This is a genomic window from Nocardioides sp. NPDC092400 (assembly GCF_040684155.1).
Lineage (GTDB): Bacteria > Actinomycetota > Actinomycetes > Propionibacteriales > Nocardioidaceae > Nocardioides.
This window is the reverse complement of the sequence record NZ_JBFBFJ010000003.1, coordinates 272,534-291,518: the sequence shown is the minus strand read 5'-3', so window position 1 is coordinate 291,518 and position 18,985 is coordinate 272,534. Positions and strand designations below refer to the sequence as shown.

Below are 18,985 nucleotides of genomic sequence, written 5' to 3'. Positions count from 1 at the left end.
GCGACGCGACGACGCGTCCGTGGCGTTCGACGTCTTCTACAAGCAGACCCGCGAGCGCCTGCTGCTGCAGACCTGGGCGCTGACCGGCGACCTGGCCGCGGCGCGCAGCGCCGTGCGGCACGCGTACGTCGTGGCGTGGCACCACTGGCCGAAGGTCTCCCGCCGCGACGACCCCGAGTCGTGGCTGCGACCCCACGCCTGGGCCTACGCCCAGCGCCGCCACACCGCGCGGCTCGGCCACCGCGACAAGGACCTCGATCCCGACCTCAAGGCGACCCTGGACGCGCTCGGCACCCTCCCGCTCGCGCGGCGCCGGGTCCTGCTGCTCTCCCTGCTCACGCCCGCGCCCCTCGACGAGCTGGCCCGCGAGGTGGGGCTGCCCCGCGACGACGCCGAGCGCGAGCTGCGGACCGCCACCGCCGAGTTCGCGGCGGCACGCGGGGTGACCGACGACCCCGACGGACTCGCCGCGCTCCTCGGGCCCCTGGCCGCCGAGGTGGCCGAGGTCCGGTGGCCGCGCCCCTCGATCATCCGGCGCTCCGGCTCCGGCCGGCGCCGCACGCACACCGCTGCCGGCGTGCTCGCCACCGTCGCGGTTCTCGTCGTCAGCGGGGTCGCCGTGGCCGACGGCGGGGTGCGCGCCACGCTGGACCGGGAGGGCACCACGCGGCAGTCCACGGCGTCCGGCGGCGGCGACGGCGAGGCCGCCCAGCCGCCGCTCGTCGCCGACGCCCTCCTCGGCGCCGACGACGTCCAGCAGCGGGCGAAGGGCACCGGCTGGTCCGAGGGCCGCACCGACGGCAACACCGAGGGCGACGGCACCGCGCTGCCCTGCCAGGAGGACCGGTACGCCGATCCGCGCGGCACCGCCGCCCTGGTGCGCACCTTCGAGGCGAAGCGGGAAGGCGACGGCCCGCGGCGGACCGCCTGGCAGATGGCCGAGGTCTCCCGCAGCGAGCGCGCCGCCGGCCGCACGTACCGCCGGGCGGTGTCCTGGTACGCCGGGTGCACCGAGCCGCGCACGCAGCTGCTCTCGACCCGCTCCCTGGGTGCCGTCGGCGACCAGGCGATGCTGCTGACCCTGCGCTCATGGGAACGCCCGGTCCGGACCACGGTCGTCGGCGTCGCTCGCACCGGGCTGGTCACGACGACCACCGTGCTGCGGGTCGGGAACGACGCGGCGCCCGACGTCCGCGCCGGTGTCGCGCTGCTCGCCGAGGCCGTCCGCGGCCTGTGCGGCCTGCCCGACGGCGGCTCGTGCGTGGGCAAGCCGGAGCCACAGCTGGTCCGGCCGGTCGCGGTCGGCGAGGTGCCGAGCCTGCTCTCCGAGATCGACCTGCCCCCGGTGCAGGGGGTCGCGAAGCCCTGGACGGGCAGCCCGACCGTGCGGGCCGACCAGAACGCCGCCGCGACTCCGTGCGACCGCACGTCCTTCACCGGCAAGGGCATCACCGACAACGTGACCCGCACCTTCGTGGTGCTCGACGCCGGGCTCCCGACGGAGTTCGGCCTGACCCAGACCGTCGGCAACCTCCCGAGCCGGAAGGCCGCGACCGCCTTCGTGGAGGGCGTGCGCCGCCGGATCGACCGCTGCGCCGAGGACGACCTGACCACCGAGGTGCGCCGGATCTCCCACACCGACACCCGCCGCGAGGACCTCTCGGTTTGGGCGGTGACCACCGAGCTGTCCGACGAGACCACCGTCCGCTACCTGATGGCGGTGCTGCGCACCGACCGGACCGTCGGCCAGGTGGGGTTCGTCCCGGCCGGTGGCCGGACCATGGGCGACGGTGCCTTCGCCGGTCTGGCGCGGCGGGCGCTCGAGCGGCTGCACGAGCACCCGACGTCCTGACCCGCCCCTCCTCGCCAGCCCTCCTCGGCCCCGTCAGCGAGGGTCCGCGACTTTCCGGTGGTTCGCGTGCAACCGTGACCTGCGCTGAGGCGTATGCCCCCTGACCGGCCACGAAGGCCGGCCAGGAGCAGGACAGCAGACGGGACACGAGTCGATGGACGAACGCGAGTTCGACGACTTCTACACCGCGTCGTTCCAGAGGATCACCGGCCAGGTGTACGCCATGATCGGTAACCGGGACGAGGCGCAGGAGTGCGTCCAGGAGGCCTTCGTGCGGGCATGGGCGCACCGCCGCAAGCTCGAGCGAGCCGAGCACCCGGAGGCGTGGGTGCGCACGACGGCCTACCGCCTGGCGGTCAGCCGCTGGCGACGTACGTCGCGTGGCCGGCGGCCCGCCGACCGCGCACTCGCCGCCCCCACCGAGACCGCCGCACCGAGCGAGGCGCACGTGGCCCTGGTGGCCGCGCTCAAGCAGCTGCCCGAGGCGCAGCGCCAGGCGCTCGTGCTGCACCACATCGCCGACCTCCCGGTCCAGGCCGTGGCCCGCGAGACCGGCGTCCCGGAGGGCACGGTCAAGGCCCGGCTCAGCCGGGGGCGCGCCGCCCTGGCGGCCCTGCTCTCCGACGACACCGGCTACCAGGAGGGAGCGAGCCGTGCGTGACCCGATCGAGGACCTCGAGCACTTCCGAACCGATGGGACCACCGTGAACCCCCTGCCCGCCTCCGAGGTACGGCGCCGCGGCGACCGGATGCGGCGCCGCACGACCGCGCTCGCCACCGCCGGCGGTGTCGCCGCGGCCCTCGTCGCGGTGGCCGTCCCCTTCGGCATCTCCCGCTCCGGCGCGGACGCCGGCCGCGACATCAGCCCGGCACCGCCGACCGTCGAGTGGCTCGAGCAGGCGCCCGAGGAGTTCCCGCTCGACGACGGCTACGCGTTCGGCTCCGCCGTCGACGAGGTCGCCACCAGCATCCCCGCGGCCTGCGGGACGCCGTTCTGGACGACCGAGGGGACCACCGACGTCCAGGGTGCGGCGGTCTACGGCGGCGAGGCCCTCGACGCCCGGACGCTGATGGTCTACCCCGACGACACCGCGGCCGCCGAGGCGCTGGCCGGCATCCGCGACGCCGTCGCCGACTGCCCCGAGCAGACCGACGCCGACGACACCCCCGACAACACCCTGGTCTACGACGTGCTCGACCAGGGCCTGCCCACCGAGGACTCCTTCGTCTTCGTCGAGCGGGTCCGCGACGAGGCCGACGGCCTGCTCTACAGCGCGACGACCACGATGGTCGGCCGCAGCGGGAACGCGCTGCTGCTCGACCAGTCCTACGGCAGCGCCGGCGGCGAGCAGGCGGTCGACTTCAACCTGCGCAAGCAGCTGGAGCGCGCCGCCGTCCCGCTCTCGGACATGTGCGTCTTCAGCGCGACCCCGTGCTCGCGGACGACGGTCGTCCCGGGCGGGTTCCCGCTCCTCGACGGCGTCCCGACGGGTGCGGCGACCACCGACCCCACCCGCGACCTGCCGCCGATCGTGCTCGAGGAGTGCGGCGCGACCGTGGACGTGCCCGAGCACACCGACCTCGTCCGTGCCGGCTGGTCCGTGCCCGGCGAGGACCGGCAGCGCCAGCTCGTCACCTTCGCCGACACCGAGCAGGCGCGGTCCTACGTCGAGGCGGTCATCGGGCTCTACGAGGAATGCACCGAGTCCGAGGAGCCCGACGGGAGGACCCAGTCGGTCCAGGCCATCCTCGACCTCGGCGGCTACCAGCAGGCGGGCGGCGCCCACCTCAGCTGGGAGCGCGACGGCGAGCCCGTCGGCGGCACCGAGACGGTCGCCGTCGTCCGGGTCGGCGCCGCCGTCGTCCTCGGCACGATCACCAGCGACGAGGGCGTCGGGCCGAACGGCGAGCGCATCCAGCAGCAGACGCGCGAGGCGTTCGAGTCGCTCGACGGGGTCGTCGCCGCCATGGGCGACCTCCGGGCACCCTGACCGGGTCCGCACGCGACGTACGACGCACGAACGGCCCCCGGCGAGATCGCCGGGGGCCGTTCGGTTGCTGCTGGTGGAGCGGTCGCTCAGAGCGACTGGAGGATCTCCCGCATGAGCGCCGCGGTCTCGGACGGCGTCTTGCCGACCTTGACGCCGACGGCCTCGAGGGCCTCCTTCTTGGCCTGCGCGGTGCCGGAGGAGCCCGACACGATCGCGCCGGCGTGGCCCATCGTCTTGCCCTCGGGGGCGGTGAAGCCCGCGACGTAGCCGACGACCGGCTTGGTGACGTGGTCCTTGATGTACGCCGCGGCCCGCTCCTCGGCGTCGCCGCCGATCTCGCCGATCATCACGATGGCCCTGGTCTCCGGGTCGTTCTCGAAGGCCTCGAGCGCGTCGATGTGCGTGGTGCCGATGATCGGGTCACCACCGATGCCGATGGCGGTGGAGAAGCCGAAGTCCCGCAGCTCGTACATCATCTGGTAGGTCAGCGTGCCCGACTTCGACACGAGGCCGACCGGACCCTTGCCCGCGATGGTGTGCGGGGTGATGCCGGCCAGCGACTCCTCCGGGGAGATGATCCCGGGGCAGTTGGGGCCGATCATCCGGGTCTTCTTGCCGTCGAGGTAGGCGAAGACCTCGGCGCTGTCCTGGACCGGGACACCCTCGGTGATGACCACCAGCAGCGGGATCTCCGCGTCGATGGCCTCGATGCAGGCGTCCTTGGTGAAGGCCGGGGGAACGAAGGCGACCGAGACGTCGGCGCCGGTGGCCTCCATGGCCTCCTTGACGGTCCCGAAGACCGGCAGCTCCTTGCCGCTGAGCTCGACGGTGGTGCCGGCCTTGCGGGCGTTGACACCGCCCACGATGTTCGAGTCGGCCTGGAGCATCAGGTTGGTGTGCTTGGAGCCCATCCCGCCCGTGATGCCCTGGACGATGATCTTGGAGTCCTTGTTGAGGTAGATCGTCATGCTGTCAGGTCTCCTTGTCTCAGGCGTTCGCCAGCTCGGCGGCCTTGTCGGCCGCACCGTCCATCGTGTCCACCTGCGTCACCAACGGGTGGTTGAGCTCGTCGAGGATCCGGCGGCCCTCCTCCACGTTGTTGCCGTCCAGGCGCACGACGAGCGGCTTGGTGGCGTTGTCGCCGAGGATCTCCAGCGCGCCCTTGATGCCGTTGGCGACCTCGTCGCAGGCGGTGATGCCGCCGAAGACGTTGACGAACACGCTCTTGACCTGGGGGTCGTTGAGGATGACGTCGAGGCCGTTGGCCATCACGGTGGCGTTGGCGCCGCCCCCGATGTCGAGGAAGTTCGCCGGCTTCACGCCGCCGTGCGCCTCACCGGCGTACGCGACGACGTCGAGGGTCGACATGACCAGGCCCGCGCCGTTGCCGATGATGCCCACAGCACCGTCGAGCTTGACGTAGTTGAGGCCGAGGTCCTTGGCCTTCGCCTCGAGCGGGTCGGCCTCCTCGCGGATCTCGAACTCGGCGTGGTCGGCGTGACGGAACTCCGAGGCGTTGTCGTCCAGCGACACCTTGCCGTCGAGGGCCTCGAGCTTGTCGCCCTCGAGGCGGGCCAGCGGGTTGACCTCCACCAGGGTGGCGTCCTCCTCGACGTACACCTTCCACAGCGCCTGGACCATCTCGATGGCCTGGTCGCGCAGCTCGGCGGGGAACTTCGCCTCGTCGACGATCGCAGCAGCCTTCTCGGGCGTGACGCCCTCGAGCGCGTTGATCGGGATCTGGCGGACCGCCTCGGGGTTGGTCTTGGCGACCTCCTCGATCTCCACGCCGCCCTCGACCGATGCGATGCACAGGTGCGAGCGGTTGGAGCGGTCGAGCAGGAAGGAGAAGTAGTACTCCTCCACCGGCGGGGTGGCGGGCGTGACCAGGACACGGTTGACCGTGAGGCCCTTGATCTCCATGCCGAGGATGTTCGAGGCGTGCTCGAAGGCCTCGTCGGCCGTCTTGGCGAGCTTCACGCCGCCGGCCTTGCCTCGGCCACCGGCCTTGACCTGCGCCTTGATGACGGTGACACCACCGATCTCCTCGGCTGCGGCCTTGGCGGCCTCCGCGGTCTCGACGACCGTCCCGAGGGTCGTCGCCACACCGTGCTTGGCGAAGAGCTGCTTCGCCTGGTACTCCATCAGGTCCACGAAATTCCACCAGTCCTATTCAGGGTGCGGGCCGCGTCCGGCGCGGGGCGCGCGGCGGCCCGGGGGTGTCCTCGCGGCACCCTAGACCTGTCTCGCCGTCGCCGACGAGAGCAGGAGGTGCCGACGTGACGCAACGCATACACGTCCCGTCCGACCCCCGGTGCCCCTGGGACACCGGGCCCACCCGTGCCCGGATCAGTGGTACGGCGTGTCGTCCGCCACCCCGGCGAGCGCCTCGAGCCGGGCGAGGACGTCACCCGGCGCGTCCGCCGGGGTCGTGAGCACCACGGCGACGACGTCCTCGTCGACGCCCTCGGTCGCCTCGCCGCCCGTCCCGCCGCCGAGGCGGGTCGCCAGCGCGGACGCGTCGTACGCCGGCGGTGCGAGCAGCACGACGACCTGCACGTCCTCCTGCACCGCGGCCGCCACTACGACGGCCTCGTCGAGGCCCTGACCTGCGTGGACGACCTCGTGGCCGGCGTCGCGCAAGGCTCTCGCCAGCCGGACGATCGCCCCCTCGGCCTCCGCCGGCGACTCCTCCGACGTCCGGCCGGGCGCCCCGGCGGGCTCGTCCTGGCCCGCGGCCGAGGCGGCCACGGCAGCGAGGAGGAGCCTGGTCACGGGCGCACCCTAGGGCCTCGAGACCCGTCCCGGGGGGCGATCCACAGCACCGGAACGGGTCGTCCACAACTTGTCCAGCCCGATTTCGGAGCGTGTGACGGTTCCGTTACAGTCGCCTCTCGCCCACTTCCACGAGTCTGGAACGGGCCTGGAAGCGCACGCCCTGCAGCCGACAGCAACGGAGTCACCATCCATGGGTAACCACCGAGCGGACCGTCGCGGCCCTCGCCGCCGTCCCTCGGAGACCCCGCAGGGGATCATCGCCGGCCGCCGTGCGGTCGGACGAGACACCTCTACCCCGGTCCTCACCGAGGCAAACCCCGCGCCCGCTGCTGCGCCCCCGGCTCCCGTCGCGACGCCCGTCGTGGCCGGTGACGCCACCACCGTGTTCCGCGACCACGACGTCACGGTGGAGATGCCGCTCGTCGCCGCGGCCGAGACCCGCAGCACGGCCGGCAAGCGCAAGGCCGTCAAGCCCGTCAAGCAGACCTCCTCGCGGGCGCCGCTGCGCCGCGTGGTGCCCTCCGCGCCGGTCCTCATCGGCGCGGCCGCCCTGGTCGTCTCCGTCGGCGGCGCGGTCACCGGCGGTTCGTCCGCCGACCTCGTCGCGGACCAGCCCAAGGTGCACCAGCCCAGCGCCCTCGGCGGCGCCAGCGGCGTCTCCGCCGTCAACACCCTCGACCGCTCCTCGGCCGTGAGCCGCGACTCGCGGCGCGACGCGCTCGCCGACACCGCGGACGCCGAGCTGGTCGAGGCGGCCGCGAAGCAGATGCGCCAGCGCAACACCGCCCTCGCGCAGTTCGCCAAGGACGCCGAGGCGCACGCGCAGGAGATCGCCAAGAACCAGTGGGTCCTGCCGATCCAGGGCTACCGGCTGACCGCCCGCTTCGGCGACTACGGCCTGTGGGCGAACTACCACACCGGCCTGGACTTCGCCGCCCCCACCGGCACCCCGCTCGTCGCGATGGCCAACGCGGTCGTCTCGAGCGTCGGGTACGACGGCGCGTACGGCAACAAGACCGTGCTGACCCTCGAGGACGGCACCGAGCTCTGGTACTGCCACCAGACCTCCACCACCGTCTCCCCCGGCGACGTCGTCCGGGCCGGCGAGGTCATCGGCAGCGTCGGCTCCACCGGCAACGTGACCGGTCCGCACCTGCACCTCGAGGTCCGCCCCGGCGCCGGCGACCCGGTCGACCCCTACGCCGCGCTGCAGGTGCACGGGCTCAACCCCTAGCGAGGACGCGTCAGCGGACTCGCTGTCGGTGGTCGAGCAAACCGCGCGACCGAGGGACGAGTCCCGGTGACCTGCCCGCCCGCCGGTGGGCCTAGAGCTTCTCCACCGGCGCGTAGCGCAGCAGCAGGCGCTTGACGCCCTCGCTGCCGAAGTCGATCGAGGCGACGGCCTTCTCCGCGACGCCCTCGAGGGAGACGACGGTCCCCATGCCGAAGGAGTCGTGCAGCACCCGGTCGCCGGGCTCGAGCGCGGGCACCTCGCGGGCCGGCTTGGACTTCGCCGCCGCGTCGGCGCGGAGCGCGGCCGAGGAGAAGTTGCGGCGGCCGGCGGCCGTGGGGCTGCCGAGCCGCGTGCTGCCGCCGCCGGAGAGGTCGGGGCGGTTCCACGAGGTCTGCGAGGCCTCGGTCCGCTTCCAGTCGATCAGGTCGACGGGGAGCTCGTCGAGGAAGCGCGACCCGGGGTTGTGCGAGGGCGCGCCCCACGCGGAGCGGACCACGGCGCGGGAGATGTAGAGCCGTTCGCGGGCGCGGGTGAGGCCGACGTACGCCAGGCGGCGCTCCTCCTCCAGCTCGGGCTGGTCGCCGAGCGCGCGGGCGTGCGGGAAGACGCCGTCCTCGAGGCCGGTGAGGAAGACGACGGGGAACTCGAGCCCCTTGGCGGTGTGCAGCGTCATCAGGGTGACCACGCCGTCGTCGTCCTGCGGGATCTGGTCGGTGTCGGCGACCAGCGCGACCCGCTCGAGGAAGTCGCGCAGCCCGGGCGCCACGGTGCCCGCGTCCACGTCGGCGGGGTCCGCCGAGGGACCGGCCACGGGGTCGTCGGAGAACTCTCTGGCCACGGCGACGAGCTCGGCGAGGTTCTCCAGGCGGGTGGCGTCCTGCGGGTCGTCGGACTCCTCGAGCTCGACGATGTAGCCCGAGCGGGCGAGCACCGACTCGAGCACGACGTCGGCCCGCTCCCCCGCGTCGACCATCGACTGCAGCTCCTCGACCATCGCCACGAAGCCGCGGATGTTGGTCGCCGAGCGGGTGGCGAGGCCCGGGGCGTCGTCGGCGCGGCGCAGCGCCTCCCAGAAGGTGATCCGGTCCCGGTCGGCCAGCGAGGTGACGCACTCGACCGCCCGGTCCCCGATGCCGCGCTTGGGGGTGTTCAGGATGCGGCGCAGCGAGACCTGGTCGTCGGGGTTGGCGAGCATCCGCAGGTAGGCGAGCGCGTCGCGCACCTCGCGCCGCTCGTAGAAGCGGACGCCGCCGACCACCTTGTAGGGCTGGCCGGTGCGGATGAACACCTCCTCGAAGACGCGGGACTGCGCGTTGGTCCGGTAGAAGACCGCCACGTCGGCGGGCCGGACGCCGTGGGCGTCGACCAGCTCGTCGATCGTCTGGGAGACGAACCGCGCCTCGTCGTGCTCGTCGTCGGCGACGTACCCGACGATGCGGTCGCCGTCGCCCGCGTCGGACCACAGCCGCTTGGGCTTGCGGCCCTTGTTGTTGCCGATCACCGCGTTCGCGGCGTTGAGGATGGTCTGGGTCGAGCGGTAGTTCTGCTCGAGCAGGATCGAGGTGGCGTTGGGGAAGTCCTGCTCGAAGTCGAGGATGTTGCGGATGTTGGCGCCACGGAAGGCGTAGATCGACTGGTCGGCGTCACCGACGACCATCAGCTCGGCCGGCTCGACGCGCTGGCCGTCCCCGGCCGCCTCGTCCGGCGCACCGGTCTCCTCCATCGGGTCGGCGCAGAGCTGGTGGATGAGGGCGTACTGCGCGTGGTTGGTGTCCTGGTACTCGTCGACGAGCACGTGGCGGAACCGGCGGCGGTAGGTCTCCCGGACCTCGGGGTGAGCCTGGAACAGGTTGACCGTCGCCATGATCAGGTCGTCGAAGTCCAGGGCGTTCGCCTCGCGCAGGCGCCGCTGGTAGAGCTCGTACACCGCGGCGTACGTCTCCTCCAGCTTGTTCTTGGCGTCCTTCTTGACCTCGTCGACGTCGCGCAGCTCGTTCTTGTGGTTCGAGACCCAGTGCAGCAGCGCGCCGGGCTGGTAGCGCTTGGGGTCCAGGTCGAGGTCCTTGCACACCAGCTGCATCAGCCGCTTCTGGTCGGCCGCGTCGTAGATCGAGAAGCTCGACTTGTAGCCGAGCTTGTCGGCCTCCTTGCGCAGGATGCGCACGCAGGCGGAGTGGAACGTGCTGACCCACATGATCCGGGCGCGCTTGCCGACGAGCTCCTCGACGCGCTCCTTCATCTCGGCGGCGGCCTTGTTGGTGAAGGTGATCGCCAGGATCGACCCCGGGTGCGCCTGCCGCTCCTGGATCAGCCAGGCGATCCGCCGGGTCAGCACCCGCGTCTTGCCCGACCCCGCGCCCGCCACCACCAGCAGCGGCGCGCCGGCGTGCACGACCGCCGCCCGCTGCGGCTCGTTGAGCCCCTCCAGCAGCTGCTCCCGCGTCGGTCCGCGACGCGGCGCGCGCTCGGTGCGCGACGACGTCCGGCCGTCCGGGGTGCTCGGGCTGGCAGGGCTCTCGGGGCCGGCCAGGAGGTGCTCGAAGCCGGGAAGGGACGGGGTGCTCATGCTCCCCCCAGCCTACGTGTGGGCGCGGACGGTGCGGTCCTCCGCGGGGTGGCAGCGGCTTGTAACGCGCTGTTCGGCCATCTACCGCGCCGACCGATCGGCGCGGTAGATCCTCGAACGGCGCGTTGCATCCGACCTCAGGGCGAGCGGCCGGCCGACCCACCTGCCGTGCACAGCGTTCCGCAGGGGCCGCCTCCTCCACCGCTCGTGCCGGCGGGACCGCCGGTGCGGCGGGTTTCGGCGACCGTCGGTGAGCATGAGTCCCGACCTGGCGCGAGCGTTCCGAGAAGGGCATGGCCTGGTGACTCGGAGTCGCGTCCTCGCGTGCGGGGTCTCCCCGGAGCAGGTGCGACGAATGGTCCAGGCAGGCTCCTGGGTCCAGGTGCGCCGGGGTGTGTACGCCGATCGCGAGACGGTCGATGCGCACGTCTCCAGGAAGGCCCGCCAGCTGCTCCGCGACCGCGCGGCGTGCCTGCGCGTGACGGTGCCCCACGTGCGGAGCCACGAGTCGGCTGCGCTCGAGCTGGGGATGGACGTCTTCCTCCCGCAGCAGGGCGTCACCCACGTGACCCGGCCGGGCCTGCAGGGGTCGCGGAACCGCTACGGGATCGTGCACCACCTGGCGCCGTACCTGCCGGAGGAGCAGGTGACGGTCGCCGGGAGTGGGGCACGAGTGCTCGGACCGACTCGAACCGCGCTCGACATCGCCCGCTACACCGGTGGCCGAGCGGGCCTGGTGGCCGTCGACTCCGCCATGCGGCTCGGGGTCACTCGGGCGGACCTGGCGGTCGCGCTCGAGGCCAAGACGAGCTGGCCGGGCGTGCGACGAGCCCGGGAGATCGTCGGTCTCGCCGACCCGGGCAGCGAGAGCGTCGGGGAGACCCTCGCGCGCGACCTCGTCAACAGCCTGGGCTTCGGCCGGGCCGAGACGCAGTTCGGGTTGACCGACGGCCGGCGCACCGTCTGGGTCGACCTGCGTCTGGGGCGACACCTGTTCGAGTTCGACGGCAAGGTGAAGTACATGCGGGACGCAGCCGCGGGTCTCGACCCCTCGGAAGTGGTCTGGGAGGAGAAGAAGCGGCAGGACTTCTGCTGCGGGTTCAAGCTCGGCATGTCGCGGATCACGTGGCCGGACGTGATGCCCTCCGGACTCGTGGCCGCACGCGCCCGGCTGCGCCGCGAGTACGTCGACACCTGCACGCGGTTCGGCGAGTCGATCGCCGACCTCGAGCCGTACCGGCCGCGCACGGCCCGCCGCCGACGGGCGGCCTGACCGAGCGGTCCGCCGCGCTTCGTCTACCGCGCCGTTGCGACATGCAACGCGCCGTTCGACGTCCTGGCGCGCCGTTCGACGACTACCGCGCCGTTGGCATGTCTACCGCGCCGGTCCAACGGCGCGGTAGATGCACGAACAGCGCGTTACAAGCCGGCAGAGCCCGCTCAGGCGTGCGCGGAGGACCAGAAGACGGCGACGGCGATGTTCACGACGGTCAGGGCGAGGAGGAGGGTCCACAGGCCCTGGGAGATGCGCTCCTTGCGGACGTTCGCCATGACGAGGCCCAGGATGACCAGCCCGATGAGGAGCTTGACGGTGATCTTGGCGTAGCTCGGGTCGGCGAGGTCGCCGGCCTCGATGACGCCGACCAGCGCCACGCCGGCCACGAAGGCGGTGCCGGAGCCGTCGCGCATGGCGGCGTTGACCGTCTTCTCGGGCAGGCGCGCCTGGCCGAGCAGGCCACCCAGCAGGGCCGCGAAGCCCAGGATGTGCACGAAGAGCAGGATCAGCCGCACGGTCTCCATGGCCGAAGGATAGGACGGCTCAGACCTTCAGGCTGGGGTCCCCCCGGTCGTAGCCGTCGGGGCGGTCCTGCTGGCCGAAGACCAGCTCGAGGACGAAGAGCACCACGCCGAGCGCGAGGAGCGCACCGCACCAGACGAGCGAGGCGGGGTCGTCGTACACGACGTAGGCGAGCAGGGCGAGGTTGCCGACGATGCCGAGGGCGAGCAGCGGGGTGGAGGCGCGGTAGGTCTGCTCGGTCTCGTCGTGGCCGCGCAGGCGGAGGGCGGAGACGATGACCATCGCGTAGACGAACAGCAGCAGGACGACGGTCACGGCAGCGAGCCGGGTGACCAGGTCGACGCCGACGCCGGTCTCGTTGAGGACCGCGCCGGCGACCAGCAGGCCGGAGACCACGACGGCGGAGAACACCAGCCCGACCCAGGGGCTCTTCCGACCCGAGTGGAGCCTGGCGAAGACGCTCGGCACGACGTCCTCGTTCGCCATGCCGTAGAGGATCCGGGACTGGGTGACCACCGCGACCAGGGTCGTGTTGGTGATGGCGGTCATCGCGATCAGCGCGAAGACGATCGTGATCACGCCGGCCGGGAGCGGCAGCACGCCGGACTCGACCACGTCGAGCAGCGGGGCGTCGGAGGCGGCGAGCTCGGGGATGGGCAGCGAGAGGGCCGCCGCGACGGAGACCGCGACGTAGATGAGGCCGGCACCGACCATGCCGCCGATGAGCGCCTTGGGGAACGTACGACGGGGGTCGGTGCACTCCTCGGCGATGTTCGCGGCGTTCTCGAAGCCGGTCATCGCGAAGAAGCCGAGCGCGACACCGGAGACGATCGCGAGGATCGGGCCGTTGTCGCCCGCGTCGAAGTCGGTCAGCACGCCGAAGTCGGCGTCGCCCTTCACCACCACGACGATGCCGACGATGATGACGATCGCCAGGCCGACGACCTCGACGACCGTCATCACCAGGTTGGCGACGACCGACTCGGTGATGCCGATGAAGTTCACGACCGTCAGGCCGACCACGAAGAGCAGCCCGATCAGCAGCGCCGGCGGGGCGTCCCAGAGCTCGGCGAAGTAGCCGGAGAAGCCGGTGGCCAGCGACCCCGCGGCCGCGAAGCTCGCCGAGAGCATCGCGATCGTCACCAGGAAGGTCAGGGCCGGGATGTGGAAGGCCTTGTTGACGTAGAGGGAGGCGCCGGCGGCCCGCGGGTACTTCGTGACGAGCTCGGCGTACGCCAGGCCGGTCAGGGTGGCGACGGTGATGCCGATCGCGAACGCGATCCAGAACGCACCGCCCACCGCCGCGGCGACCGCACCGACGAGGACGTAGATGCCGGAGCCCAGCACGTCACCGAGCACGTAGAAGAACAGCAGCCGGCCGGTGACGGTCCGCTTGAGGTCGGTGTCCTCGAGATCGTCCGGTGCAGCGGTGTCGGCGGTCATGGTTCCCCCGGTCAGTAGTCGGTGACGGGTCCGTTACCCCTCGCGCCGACCAGGGAAACCGCAGGTCAGAGCAGGCGCCGGTCCGACGCCCAGCGGGTCAGCTCGTGGCGCGAGGACAGCTGCAGCTTGCGCAGCACGCTCGACATGTGGGTCTCGACGGTCTTGATGGAGATGAACAGCTCCTTGGCCACCTCCTTGTAGGCGTAGCCGCGCGCGATCAGCCGCATGACCTCGCGCTCGCGCTCGGTGAGCCGGTCGAGGTCCTCGTCGACGGCGGCCACCTCGATCGAGCCGGAGAACGCGTCGAGCACGAACCCGGCCAGCCGCGGGGAGAAGACCGCGTCGCCCTCGGCCACGCGCCCCACCGCGGAGACCAGCTCGGGGCCGGTGATCGTCTTGGTGACGTACCCCCGCGCTCCCCCGCGGATCGTCCCGATCACGTCCTCGGCGGCGTCGCTCACCGACAGCGCGAGGTACCGCGTCGTCGGGGAGGCACCGGCGGCGGTCGACCTGCGCATCACCTCGACGCCGCCACCACCGGGCAGGTGCACGTCGAGCAGCACCACGTCGGGCCGGTACGCCGCGACCGCGGCGACCGCCTCGTCGACGTCGGCCGCCTCGGCGAGCACGCGCACCGTGCCGGCACCGGCCGAGGCGAGCTCGGCGATGACCCCGCGCCGGAACATCGCGTGGTCGTCGACCACCACGACCGACACCTCCGCCGGCTCCACGGCCGCTCCCGCCGCCGGCACCTGCTGGTTCATGCGTCCTCCTCCTGCCGGGGCAGGTGCAGCCGCACCTCGGTCCCCTCGTCGGTGCCGGTGCGGACCTCGGCGGTCCCGCCGTGGCGCTCCATCCGGTCGATGATGCTGTGCCGCACGCCGTATCGGTCCGCCGGCACCGCGTCGGGGTCGAAGCCCCGCCCCCGGTCGCGGACGAAGACGTCGACGGCGGCCGCCGACACCTCGGCGTACACGTCGACCTGACCGGTGCCGGCGTGCTTGGCGGCGTTCGTGACCGCCTCGCGGGTCGCCTGGACCACCGGCCGCAGCGGCTCGACGAAGTCGCAGTCACCTACCGTCACGACCTCGACCGAGACGCCGTGGGCGTCCTCCACCTCGGCCGCGACGCCGCGCAGCGCGCTGGCGACGGTCCGCTGGTCGGTGGACTCCCCGGCGTAGAGCCAGGAGCGCAGGTCGCGCTCCTGGGCGCGGGCCAGCCGGGCCACGGCGGCCGCGTCGCCGGCGTTCTTCTGGATCAGCGCCAGCGTCTGCAGCACCGAGTCGTGCAGGTGGGCGGCGACGTCGGCGCGCTCCTGGGTGCGGACCCGCTCGGCGCGCTCGGCGGCCAGGTCAGAGACCAGGCGGAAGACCCAGGGCCCGGCGACCAGCCCGACCCCGATCACGCCGAGCCCGCCGGCCACGACGGCGCCCCGGGCCTCCTGCAGCGAGCCGCTGTCGAAGCCGAAGATGAAGAACGCCGAGACGACGAGCGCGGCCCCCAGGCCGACGCGCAGGTACGACGCCCAGCCGCCGTCGCCGAAGACCATCTGGACCGGGTCCAGCCGTCCGGTGTGGTCGAGCCACCGCTCGCGCTGCACCTCGTCGGCCTGCCGCCACAGCAGCGCGAGGCCGGCCAGCCCCAGGGCGACCGGCCACAGGGTCGCTCCCCGGCCGAGCACCGCCTCGACGACCAGCAGCCCGCCCAGGCCGAGCGCGGCCACGGCCACCGCGGGGCCGACGTCGGTGAGGCGGCGCACCCGCCCGGGGCGCTTGCCCCCACGGCGGGCGCTGGCGAGCCCGGGGGCCTCGTCCTCGACGTACGGCTGCGCGGGGAGGACCAGCCAGAGGCCGCCGTACAGCGCGACGCCGAGCCCGCCGAGCGCCGTCGCGAGCAGGAACGCCGCGCGCACCCACACCGTCGGCACCGCGAGGTGGCGCGCGAGGCCGGCGGCGACGCCGCCGACGACCGGCTCGGTGGTGTCGCGGTAGGCGCGGCGCACCTCCCTCGGCGGTCCGGTGGTGCGCCCGGGAGCGGTCTCGGCAGTCATCTCCGGACCATCGTCCCACCCGGTGACGCCCCCCACCACGGGGTCGGACCCCGGCCCGACCCTGACCCGCGGCCCGGGACCGGGGCACCGCCCCTCGGGCCCGGACCAGGGGTTCCCCCGATGGTCCGGGAGGCCGCCGAGGGCCAGGCTGGTGCCATGACCACGACCCCGCCAGAAGCGCCACCCGAGCCCGGTCCGGAGCACGACTCCGGGCCCCGAGCGACCCGGGAGGAGGTGCGCGACCTCGGCCGCCTGCGCCGCAGCTCGACCGACTCCAAGGTGGCCGGCGTCGCCGGCGGCCTGGCCCGCCACCTCGACGTGGACCCGGTGATCCTGCGGGTCGCCTTCGTGGTGCTGGTGTTCTTCGGCGGCGCCGGTCTCATCCTGTACGGCGCGTGCTGGCTGCTGGTGCCCTCCGACGACGACGTCGAGGCGCCGTTCCACCTCGACGAGCGCACCCGGTCGGTCGCGCTGACGATCGTCGGCGTGGTCGCCCTGCTCTCGATGCTGGGCGACTCCTGGGGGATCTTCAGCTTCCCGTGGCCGCTCGCACTGGTCGCGCTCGCGGCGTTGCTGCTGCTGAGCCGGTCGGACCGCAAGCGGCGCGAGCGCCCCGCCCAGCCGTACGCCCAGCCCTACGCCCAGCCCTACGCCCCGCCCTATGTCCAGCCCTCCGCCCCGCCGTACGGCGAGCAGGCGGGGTGGACGGGCCACGGAGGGCCGGCCGACCCGGTCGACCCGCCGACCCGTCCGTACGCCGCGGCGTACGCGCCGTACGACCAGCAGTACACCCAGGCCTACGCCCAGCCGTACCTGCCGCCGCGGAACCCCCGCCGGCGCGGACCGGTGCTCTTCTGGTTCACCCTCGCCCTCGCCGCACTCGGCATCGGCGTCCTCGGCCTGCTCGACATGAGCGGCGTGCCGGTGGCCGACGCGGCGTACCCGGCCCTGGTCACGGCGACCTGCGGCGTGATGCTGCTGGTCGGTGCCTTCTGGGGCCGGGCCGGTGGCCTGGTCGCGGTCGGCCTCCTCGCGGTCCTGGCGACGTCCGCGGCGACGGTGGCCGGCGAGCTCGAGGGCACCCAGGTCGACCTGCGGCCCACGACGGCCGCCGGGCTGGCGTCGTCCTACGAGACCGGCGCCGGGGAGACCGTCATCGACCTGACCGGCATCACCGACCTCGAGGCCCTCGACGGCCGCACGCTGCTGCTCGAGGCGGGCGTGGGCCGGATCGAGGTCCTCGTCCCGCCCGGGCTCGACGTCGACGCCGAGGTGTCGGTCGGCGTCGGCAACGCGCGCGTGTTCGGCTCGGACCGGGGCGGCCTGGGCATCGAGGACGGCTACAGCCACGACGCGGCCGGCACCGGCAACCCCGCCCTCACCATCGACGCCCACCTCGGCGTCGGCCAGGTCGAGATCCACACCGAAGGAGACCTCCGATGAGCACCACCTGGCGCGACGGCCGCCACCCCGTCAACGTGGGGCACCTCGTCATGGGGATCGCCCTGCTCGGACTGGTCGCGGTGTGGGCGGTCGTGCAGTCCGACGCCGTCTCCGGCGACGACGTCCGCTGGCTGCTCCCGGTGCCGTGGGTGCTGGCCGGGGTGGCCGGGCTGCTCGCCACCACGCTCGCGCCGATGCGGCGGGGCCGCTCGGCCGCGGAGCCCGCGCCCGAGCCGACACCCGAGCCGGCGGCCGAGCAGACCACCGAGCGGCTCGAGGACTAGCCGGTCCGCTCCTGCAGGCTCAGCCACTCCGACCGGGCCTGGACGGTCAGGCCCGGCTGGTCGGAGAAGAGGCCGTCCACGCCCGCGTCGAGCAGCTCCCGGACCTCGGCGTACGGGTCCGGCACCAGCTCGGCACGCAGCGTCCAGGCGTGGACGGCCAGCCCGGCGGCGTGCGCCTCGGCCACCAGCCCGGGCGTCACGAGGCTCTTGTGCACGCCGAGCACCTGGGCGTACGTCGCCACGCGGGCCACGTCGACCTCGGCGTCGGCGCCGAGCAGCTGCACCAGCGGCGACTCGGTCCGCCCGGCGAGCTCGCGCAGGTTGCCCTCCTCGAAGGACTGCAGGTAGGCGCGGCCGCCCGGCCCGTCGAGCCGGTGGCGGGCCAGCACCTCGAGCATCGTGCCCTCGAGGGGCAGCCCGATCGAGGCGAAGTACGACGGGTGCTTGGTCTCGGGGTAGATCCCGATCCGGCGCCCGGCCCGGCGCGACTCGTGGTGCACCAGCGCGCAGATCTCGTCCAGGGTCGGCACGGCCCACAGCCCGTCGTACCGGGTGTTGTCGGGGCGCAGGTCCGGGCACCGCTCGACGGCGCGCAGGGTGCGCAGCTCGGCGAGGGTGAAGTCCTCGGTGAACCAGCCGGTCACCTCACGGCCGCCGACGACCTTGGTGCAGTGCCGGTCGGCGAACTCGGGGTGGGAGGCGACGTCGGTGGTGCCGGCGATCTCGTTCTCGTGGCGGGCGACCAGGACGCCGTCCTGGGTGGAGACCAAGTCCGGCTCGATGATGTCGGCGCCCATCCGGGCGGCGAGGCGGTAGGAGGCGAGCGTGTGCTCGGGACGGTGTCCCGAGGCTCCCCGGTGGCCGACGACCAGGGGGAGGGCGGTGACGTGTGCGATCACTCCTGCAGCGTCCGCGCCCGGGATGACCGGGGCGCGGGAGCGACGTGAACGTCCGGTGTCAGGATGACGACATGGCCCTGCCGTCCCTCGGGACCCTCGTGTCCCTCCCCGCGACCGGTTCCCCCGAGCTGCTGGCGCCCTCGGTGGCCACCGCCCTGACCGGGTGGCCGCACGCCGACCAGGTGGCGGTCGTCGAGATCGACCCGGCGCTGGCCGACACCGCGGCGATGACCGAGGCCTACGACCTCCCGCTGACCGCCTCCGCGAACTGCGTGCTGGTCGGCGGCCGGCGCGACGGCGAGGACCGGGTCGCCGCCTGCATCGTCCGCGCCGACACCCGCGCCGACGTCAACAACCGGGTCAAGCGCCTGCTCGACGTGCGCAAGGCGTCGTTCCTCACGATGGACCGGGCGGTCGAGGAGTCGGGGATGGAGCACGGCGGCATCACCCCCGTCGGCCTGCCCGCGGGGTGGCGGCTGCTGGTCGACGCCCGGGTCGCCGACATCGACGTCGCGGTCATCGGCTCCGGCGTACGCCGCTCCAAGCTGCTCCTGCCCGGCCGGCTGCTCGCGGCCCTCCCGGGGGCCGAGCTGGTCGAGGACCTCGCCGGCTGAACGGCAAAATCCCGCGCTGACCTGCACGGAAGC

Annotated in this window: 17 protein-coding genes; 8 read left to right on the top strand and 9 right to left on the bottom strand. The window is 73.2% G+C overall.

Features of this window, described 5'->3' with window-relative positions:
- The first annotated feature begins 19 nt into the window (after window positions 1–19).
- The 3 genes from AB0N29_RS13155 (at window position 20) to AB0N29_RS13145 (ending at window position 3,843) form a co-directional block, all read left to right on the top strand.
- Window positions 20–1,852 (top strand): hypothetical protein, encoded by a 1,833-nt coding sequence (locus AB0N29_RS13155; protein WP_364867304.1) that lies wholly within the window; start codon window positions 20–22, stop codon window positions 1,850–1,852.
- A 154-nt stretch (window positions 1,853–2,006) separates the two neighbouring features.
- Window positions 2,007–2,513 (top strand): SigE family RNA polymerase sigma factor, encoded by a 507-nt coding sequence (locus tag AB0N29_RS13150; protein WP_302267936.1) that lies wholly within the window; start codon window positions 2,007–2,009, stop codon window positions 2,511–2,513.
- A complete protein-coding gene (locus AB0N29_RS13145) occupies window positions 2,506–3,843 on the top strand; it encodes a hypothetical protein (RefSeq protein ID WP_364867301.1) in 1,338 nt (445 codons plus the stop codon). Before AB0N29_RS13150 ends, AB0N29_RS13145 begins: the two co-directional genes overlap by 8 nt.
- Window positions 3,844–3,929: 86 nt before the next feature.
- On the opposite strand, the gene sucD is transcribed toward AB0N29_RS13145, so the two are convergent.
- The 3 genes from sucD to AB0N29_RS13130 all read right to left on the bottom strand — a co-directional run bounded on the left by sucD (window position 3,930) and on the right by AB0N29_RS13130 (window position 6,618).
- On the bottom strand, window positions 3,930–4,811 hold the full coding sequence (gene sucD, locus AB0N29_RS13140) for a succinate--CoA ligase subunit alpha (protein WP_364867299.1): 882 nt from the start codon (window positions 4,809–4,811) through the stop codon (window positions 3,930–3,932).
- A 19-nt stretch (window positions 4,812–4,830) separates the two neighbouring features.
- The gene (gene sucC / locus AB0N29_RS13135; RefSeq protein WP_302267947.1) at window positions 4,831–5,997 is read right to left on the bottom strand and encodes an ADP-forming succinate--CoA ligase subunit beta; all 1,167 of its coding nucleotides are present in this window, start codon (window positions 5,995–5,997) and stop codon (window positions 4,831–4,833) included.
- A 195-nt stretch (window positions 5,998–6,192) separates the two neighbouring features.
- Window positions 6,193–6,618 carry a hypothetical protein gene (locus AB0N29_RS13130; protein ID WP_364867297.1) on the bottom strand — a complete coding sequence of 142 codons (426 nt, stop codon included), beginning with the start codon at window positions 6,616–6,618 and terminating at the stop codon, window positions 6,193–6,195.
- Window positions 6,619–6,982: 364 nt separating this feature from the next.
- On the opposite strand from AB0N29_RS13130, the gene AB0N29_RS13125 reads away from it, so the two are divergent.
- Complete coding sequence (locus AB0N29_RS13125) at window positions 6,983–7,855, top strand: M23 family metallopeptidase (RefSeq protein WP_302267949.1); 873 nt, start codon at window positions 6,983–6,985, stop codon at window positions 7,853–7,855.
- A gap of 91 nt (window positions 7,856–7,946) precedes the next feature.
- On the opposite strand, the gene pcrA is transcribed toward AB0N29_RS13125, so the two are convergent.
- Window positions 7,947–10,421 carry a DNA helicase PcrA gene (gene pcrA / locus AB0N29_RS13120; RefSeq protein WP_364867294.1) on the bottom strand — a complete coding sequence of 825 codons (2,475 nt, stop codon included), beginning with the start codon at window positions 10,419–10,421 and terminating at the stop codon, window positions 7,947–7,949.
- Between the two features lie 256 nt (window positions 10,422–10,677).
- On the opposite strand from pcrA, the gene AB0N29_RS13115 reads away from it, so the two are divergent.
- Window positions 10,678–11,694 carry a type IV toxin-antitoxin system AbiEi family antitoxin domain-containing protein gene (locus AB0N29_RS13115; RefSeq protein WP_364867291.1) on the top strand — a complete coding sequence of 339 codons (1,017 nt, stop codon included), beginning with the start codon at window positions 10,678–10,680 and terminating at the stop codon, window positions 11,692–11,694.
- 167 nt (window positions 11,695–11,861) lie between these two features.
- Here AB0N29_RS13115 and AB0N29_RS13110 read toward each other — a convergent pair whose 3' ends face one another.
- From AB0N29_RS13110 to AB0N29_RS13095, 4 genes are all read right to left on the bottom strand, one after another.
- A complete protein-coding gene (locus tag AB0N29_RS13110) occupies window positions 11,862–12,221 on the bottom strand; it encodes a hypothetical protein (protein WP_364867288.1) in 360 nt (119 codons plus the stop codon).
- 19 nt (window positions 12,222–12,240) lie between these two features.
- Window positions 12,241–13,662 carry an APC family permease gene (locus tag AB0N29_RS13105; RefSeq protein WP_364867286.1) on the bottom strand — a complete coding sequence of 474 codons (1,422 nt, stop codon included), beginning with the start codon at window positions 13,660–13,662 and terminating at the stop codon, window positions 12,241–12,243.
- 65 nt (window positions 13,663–13,727) lie between these two features.
- Window positions 13,728–14,426 (bottom strand): response regulator transcription factor, encoded by a 699-nt coding sequence (locus AB0N29_RS13100; protein ID WP_364867284.1) that lies wholly within the window; start codon window positions 14,424–14,426, stop codon window positions 13,728–13,730.
- Window positions 14,423–15,712, bottom strand: coding sequence for an ATP-binding protein (locus tag AB0N29_RS13095; protein WP_302267956.1), 1,290 nt, complete (start codon window positions 15,710–15,712; stop codon window positions 14,423–14,425). Before AB0N29_RS13095 ends, AB0N29_RS13100 begins: the two co-directional genes overlap by 4 nt.
- Window positions 15,713–15,868: 156 nt before the next feature.
- On the opposite strand from AB0N29_RS13095, the gene AB0N29_RS13090 reads away from it, so the two are divergent.
- Window positions 15,869–17,155: a PspC domain-containing protein gene (locus AB0N29_RS13090; RefSeq protein ID WP_364867282.1), complete on the top strand. Its 1,287-nt coding sequence runs from the start codon at window positions 15,869–15,871 to the stop codon at window positions 17,153–17,155.
- Window positions 17,152–17,439: a hypothetical protein gene (locus AB0N29_RS13085; RefSeq protein ID WP_364867280.1), complete on the top strand. Its 288-nt coding sequence runs from the start codon at window positions 17,152–17,154 to the stop codon at window positions 17,437–17,439. The genes AB0N29_RS13090 and AB0N29_RS13085 overlap by 4 nt, the downstream gene beginning before the upstream one ends.
- Here AB0N29_RS13085 and AB0N29_RS13080 read toward each other — a convergent pair.
- Window positions 17,436–18,338 (bottom strand): glycerophosphodiester phosphodiesterase family protein, encoded by a 903-nt coding sequence (locus tag AB0N29_RS13080; RefSeq protein ID WP_364867278.1) that lies wholly within the window; start codon window positions 18,336–18,338, stop codon window positions 17,436–17,438. The two genes, AB0N29_RS13085 and AB0N29_RS13080, sit on opposite strands and share 4 nt — an antisense overlap.
- Before the next feature lie 71 nt (window positions 18,339–18,409).
- Between AB0N29_RS13080 and AB0N29_RS13075 the strand changes: the two genes are divergently transcribed.
- Window positions 18,410–18,952 carry a YbaK/EbsC family protein gene (locus AB0N29_RS13075; protein WP_302267963.1) on the top strand — a complete coding sequence of 181 codons (543 nt, stop codon included), beginning with the start codon at window positions 18,410–18,412 and terminating at the stop codon, window positions 18,950–18,952.
- Window positions 18,953–18,985: the final 33 nt, after the last annotated feature.

Bases quoted from the DNA above. Each gene is read 5' to 3' on its own strand.
- AB0N29_RS13115 (WP_364867291.1), top strand. From the start codon at position 10,678: ATGAGTCCCGACCTGGCGCGAGCGTTCCGAGAAGGGCATGGCCTGGTG.
- AB0N29_RS13105 (WP_364867286.1), bottom strand. From the start codon at position 13,662: ATGACCGCCGACACCGCTGCACCGGACGATCTCGAGGACACCGACCTC.
- pcrA (WP_364867294.1), bottom strand. From the start codon at position 10,421: ATGAGCACCCCGTCCCTTCCCGGCTTCGAGCACCTCCTGGCCGGCCCC.
- sucD (WP_364867299.1), bottom strand. From the start codon at position 4,811: ATGACGATCTACCTCAACAAGGACTCCAAGATCATCGTCCAGGGCATC.
- AB0N29_RS13100 (WP_364867284.1), bottom strand. From the start codon at position 14,426: ATGAACCAGCAGGTGCCGGCGGCGGGAGCGGCCGTGGAGCCGGCGGAG.
- AB0N29_RS13110 (WP_364867288.1), bottom strand. From the start codon at position 12,221: ATGGAGACCGTGCGGCTGATCCTGCTCTTCGTGCACATCCTGGGCTTC.
- AB0N29_RS13095 (WP_302267956.1), bottom strand. From the start codon at position 15,712: ATGACTGCCGAGACCGCTCCCGGGCGCACCACCGGACCGCCGAGGGAG.
- AB0N29_RS13085 (WP_364867280.1), top strand. From the start codon at position 17,152: ATGAGCACCACCTGGCGCGACGGCCGCCACCCCGTCAACGTGGGGCAC.
- AB0N29_RS13150 (WP_302267936.1), top strand. From the start codon at position 2,007: ATGGACGAACGCGAGTTCGACGACTTCTACACCGCGTCGTTCCAGAGG.
- AB0N29_RS13075 (WP_302267963.1), top strand. From the start codon at position 18,410: ATGGCCCTGCCGTCCCTCGGGACCCTCGTGTCCCTCCCCGCGACCGGT.
- AB0N29_RS13090 (WP_364867282.1), top strand. From the start codon at position 15,869: ATGACCACGACCCCGCCAGAAGCGCCACCCGAGCCCGGTCCGGAGCAC.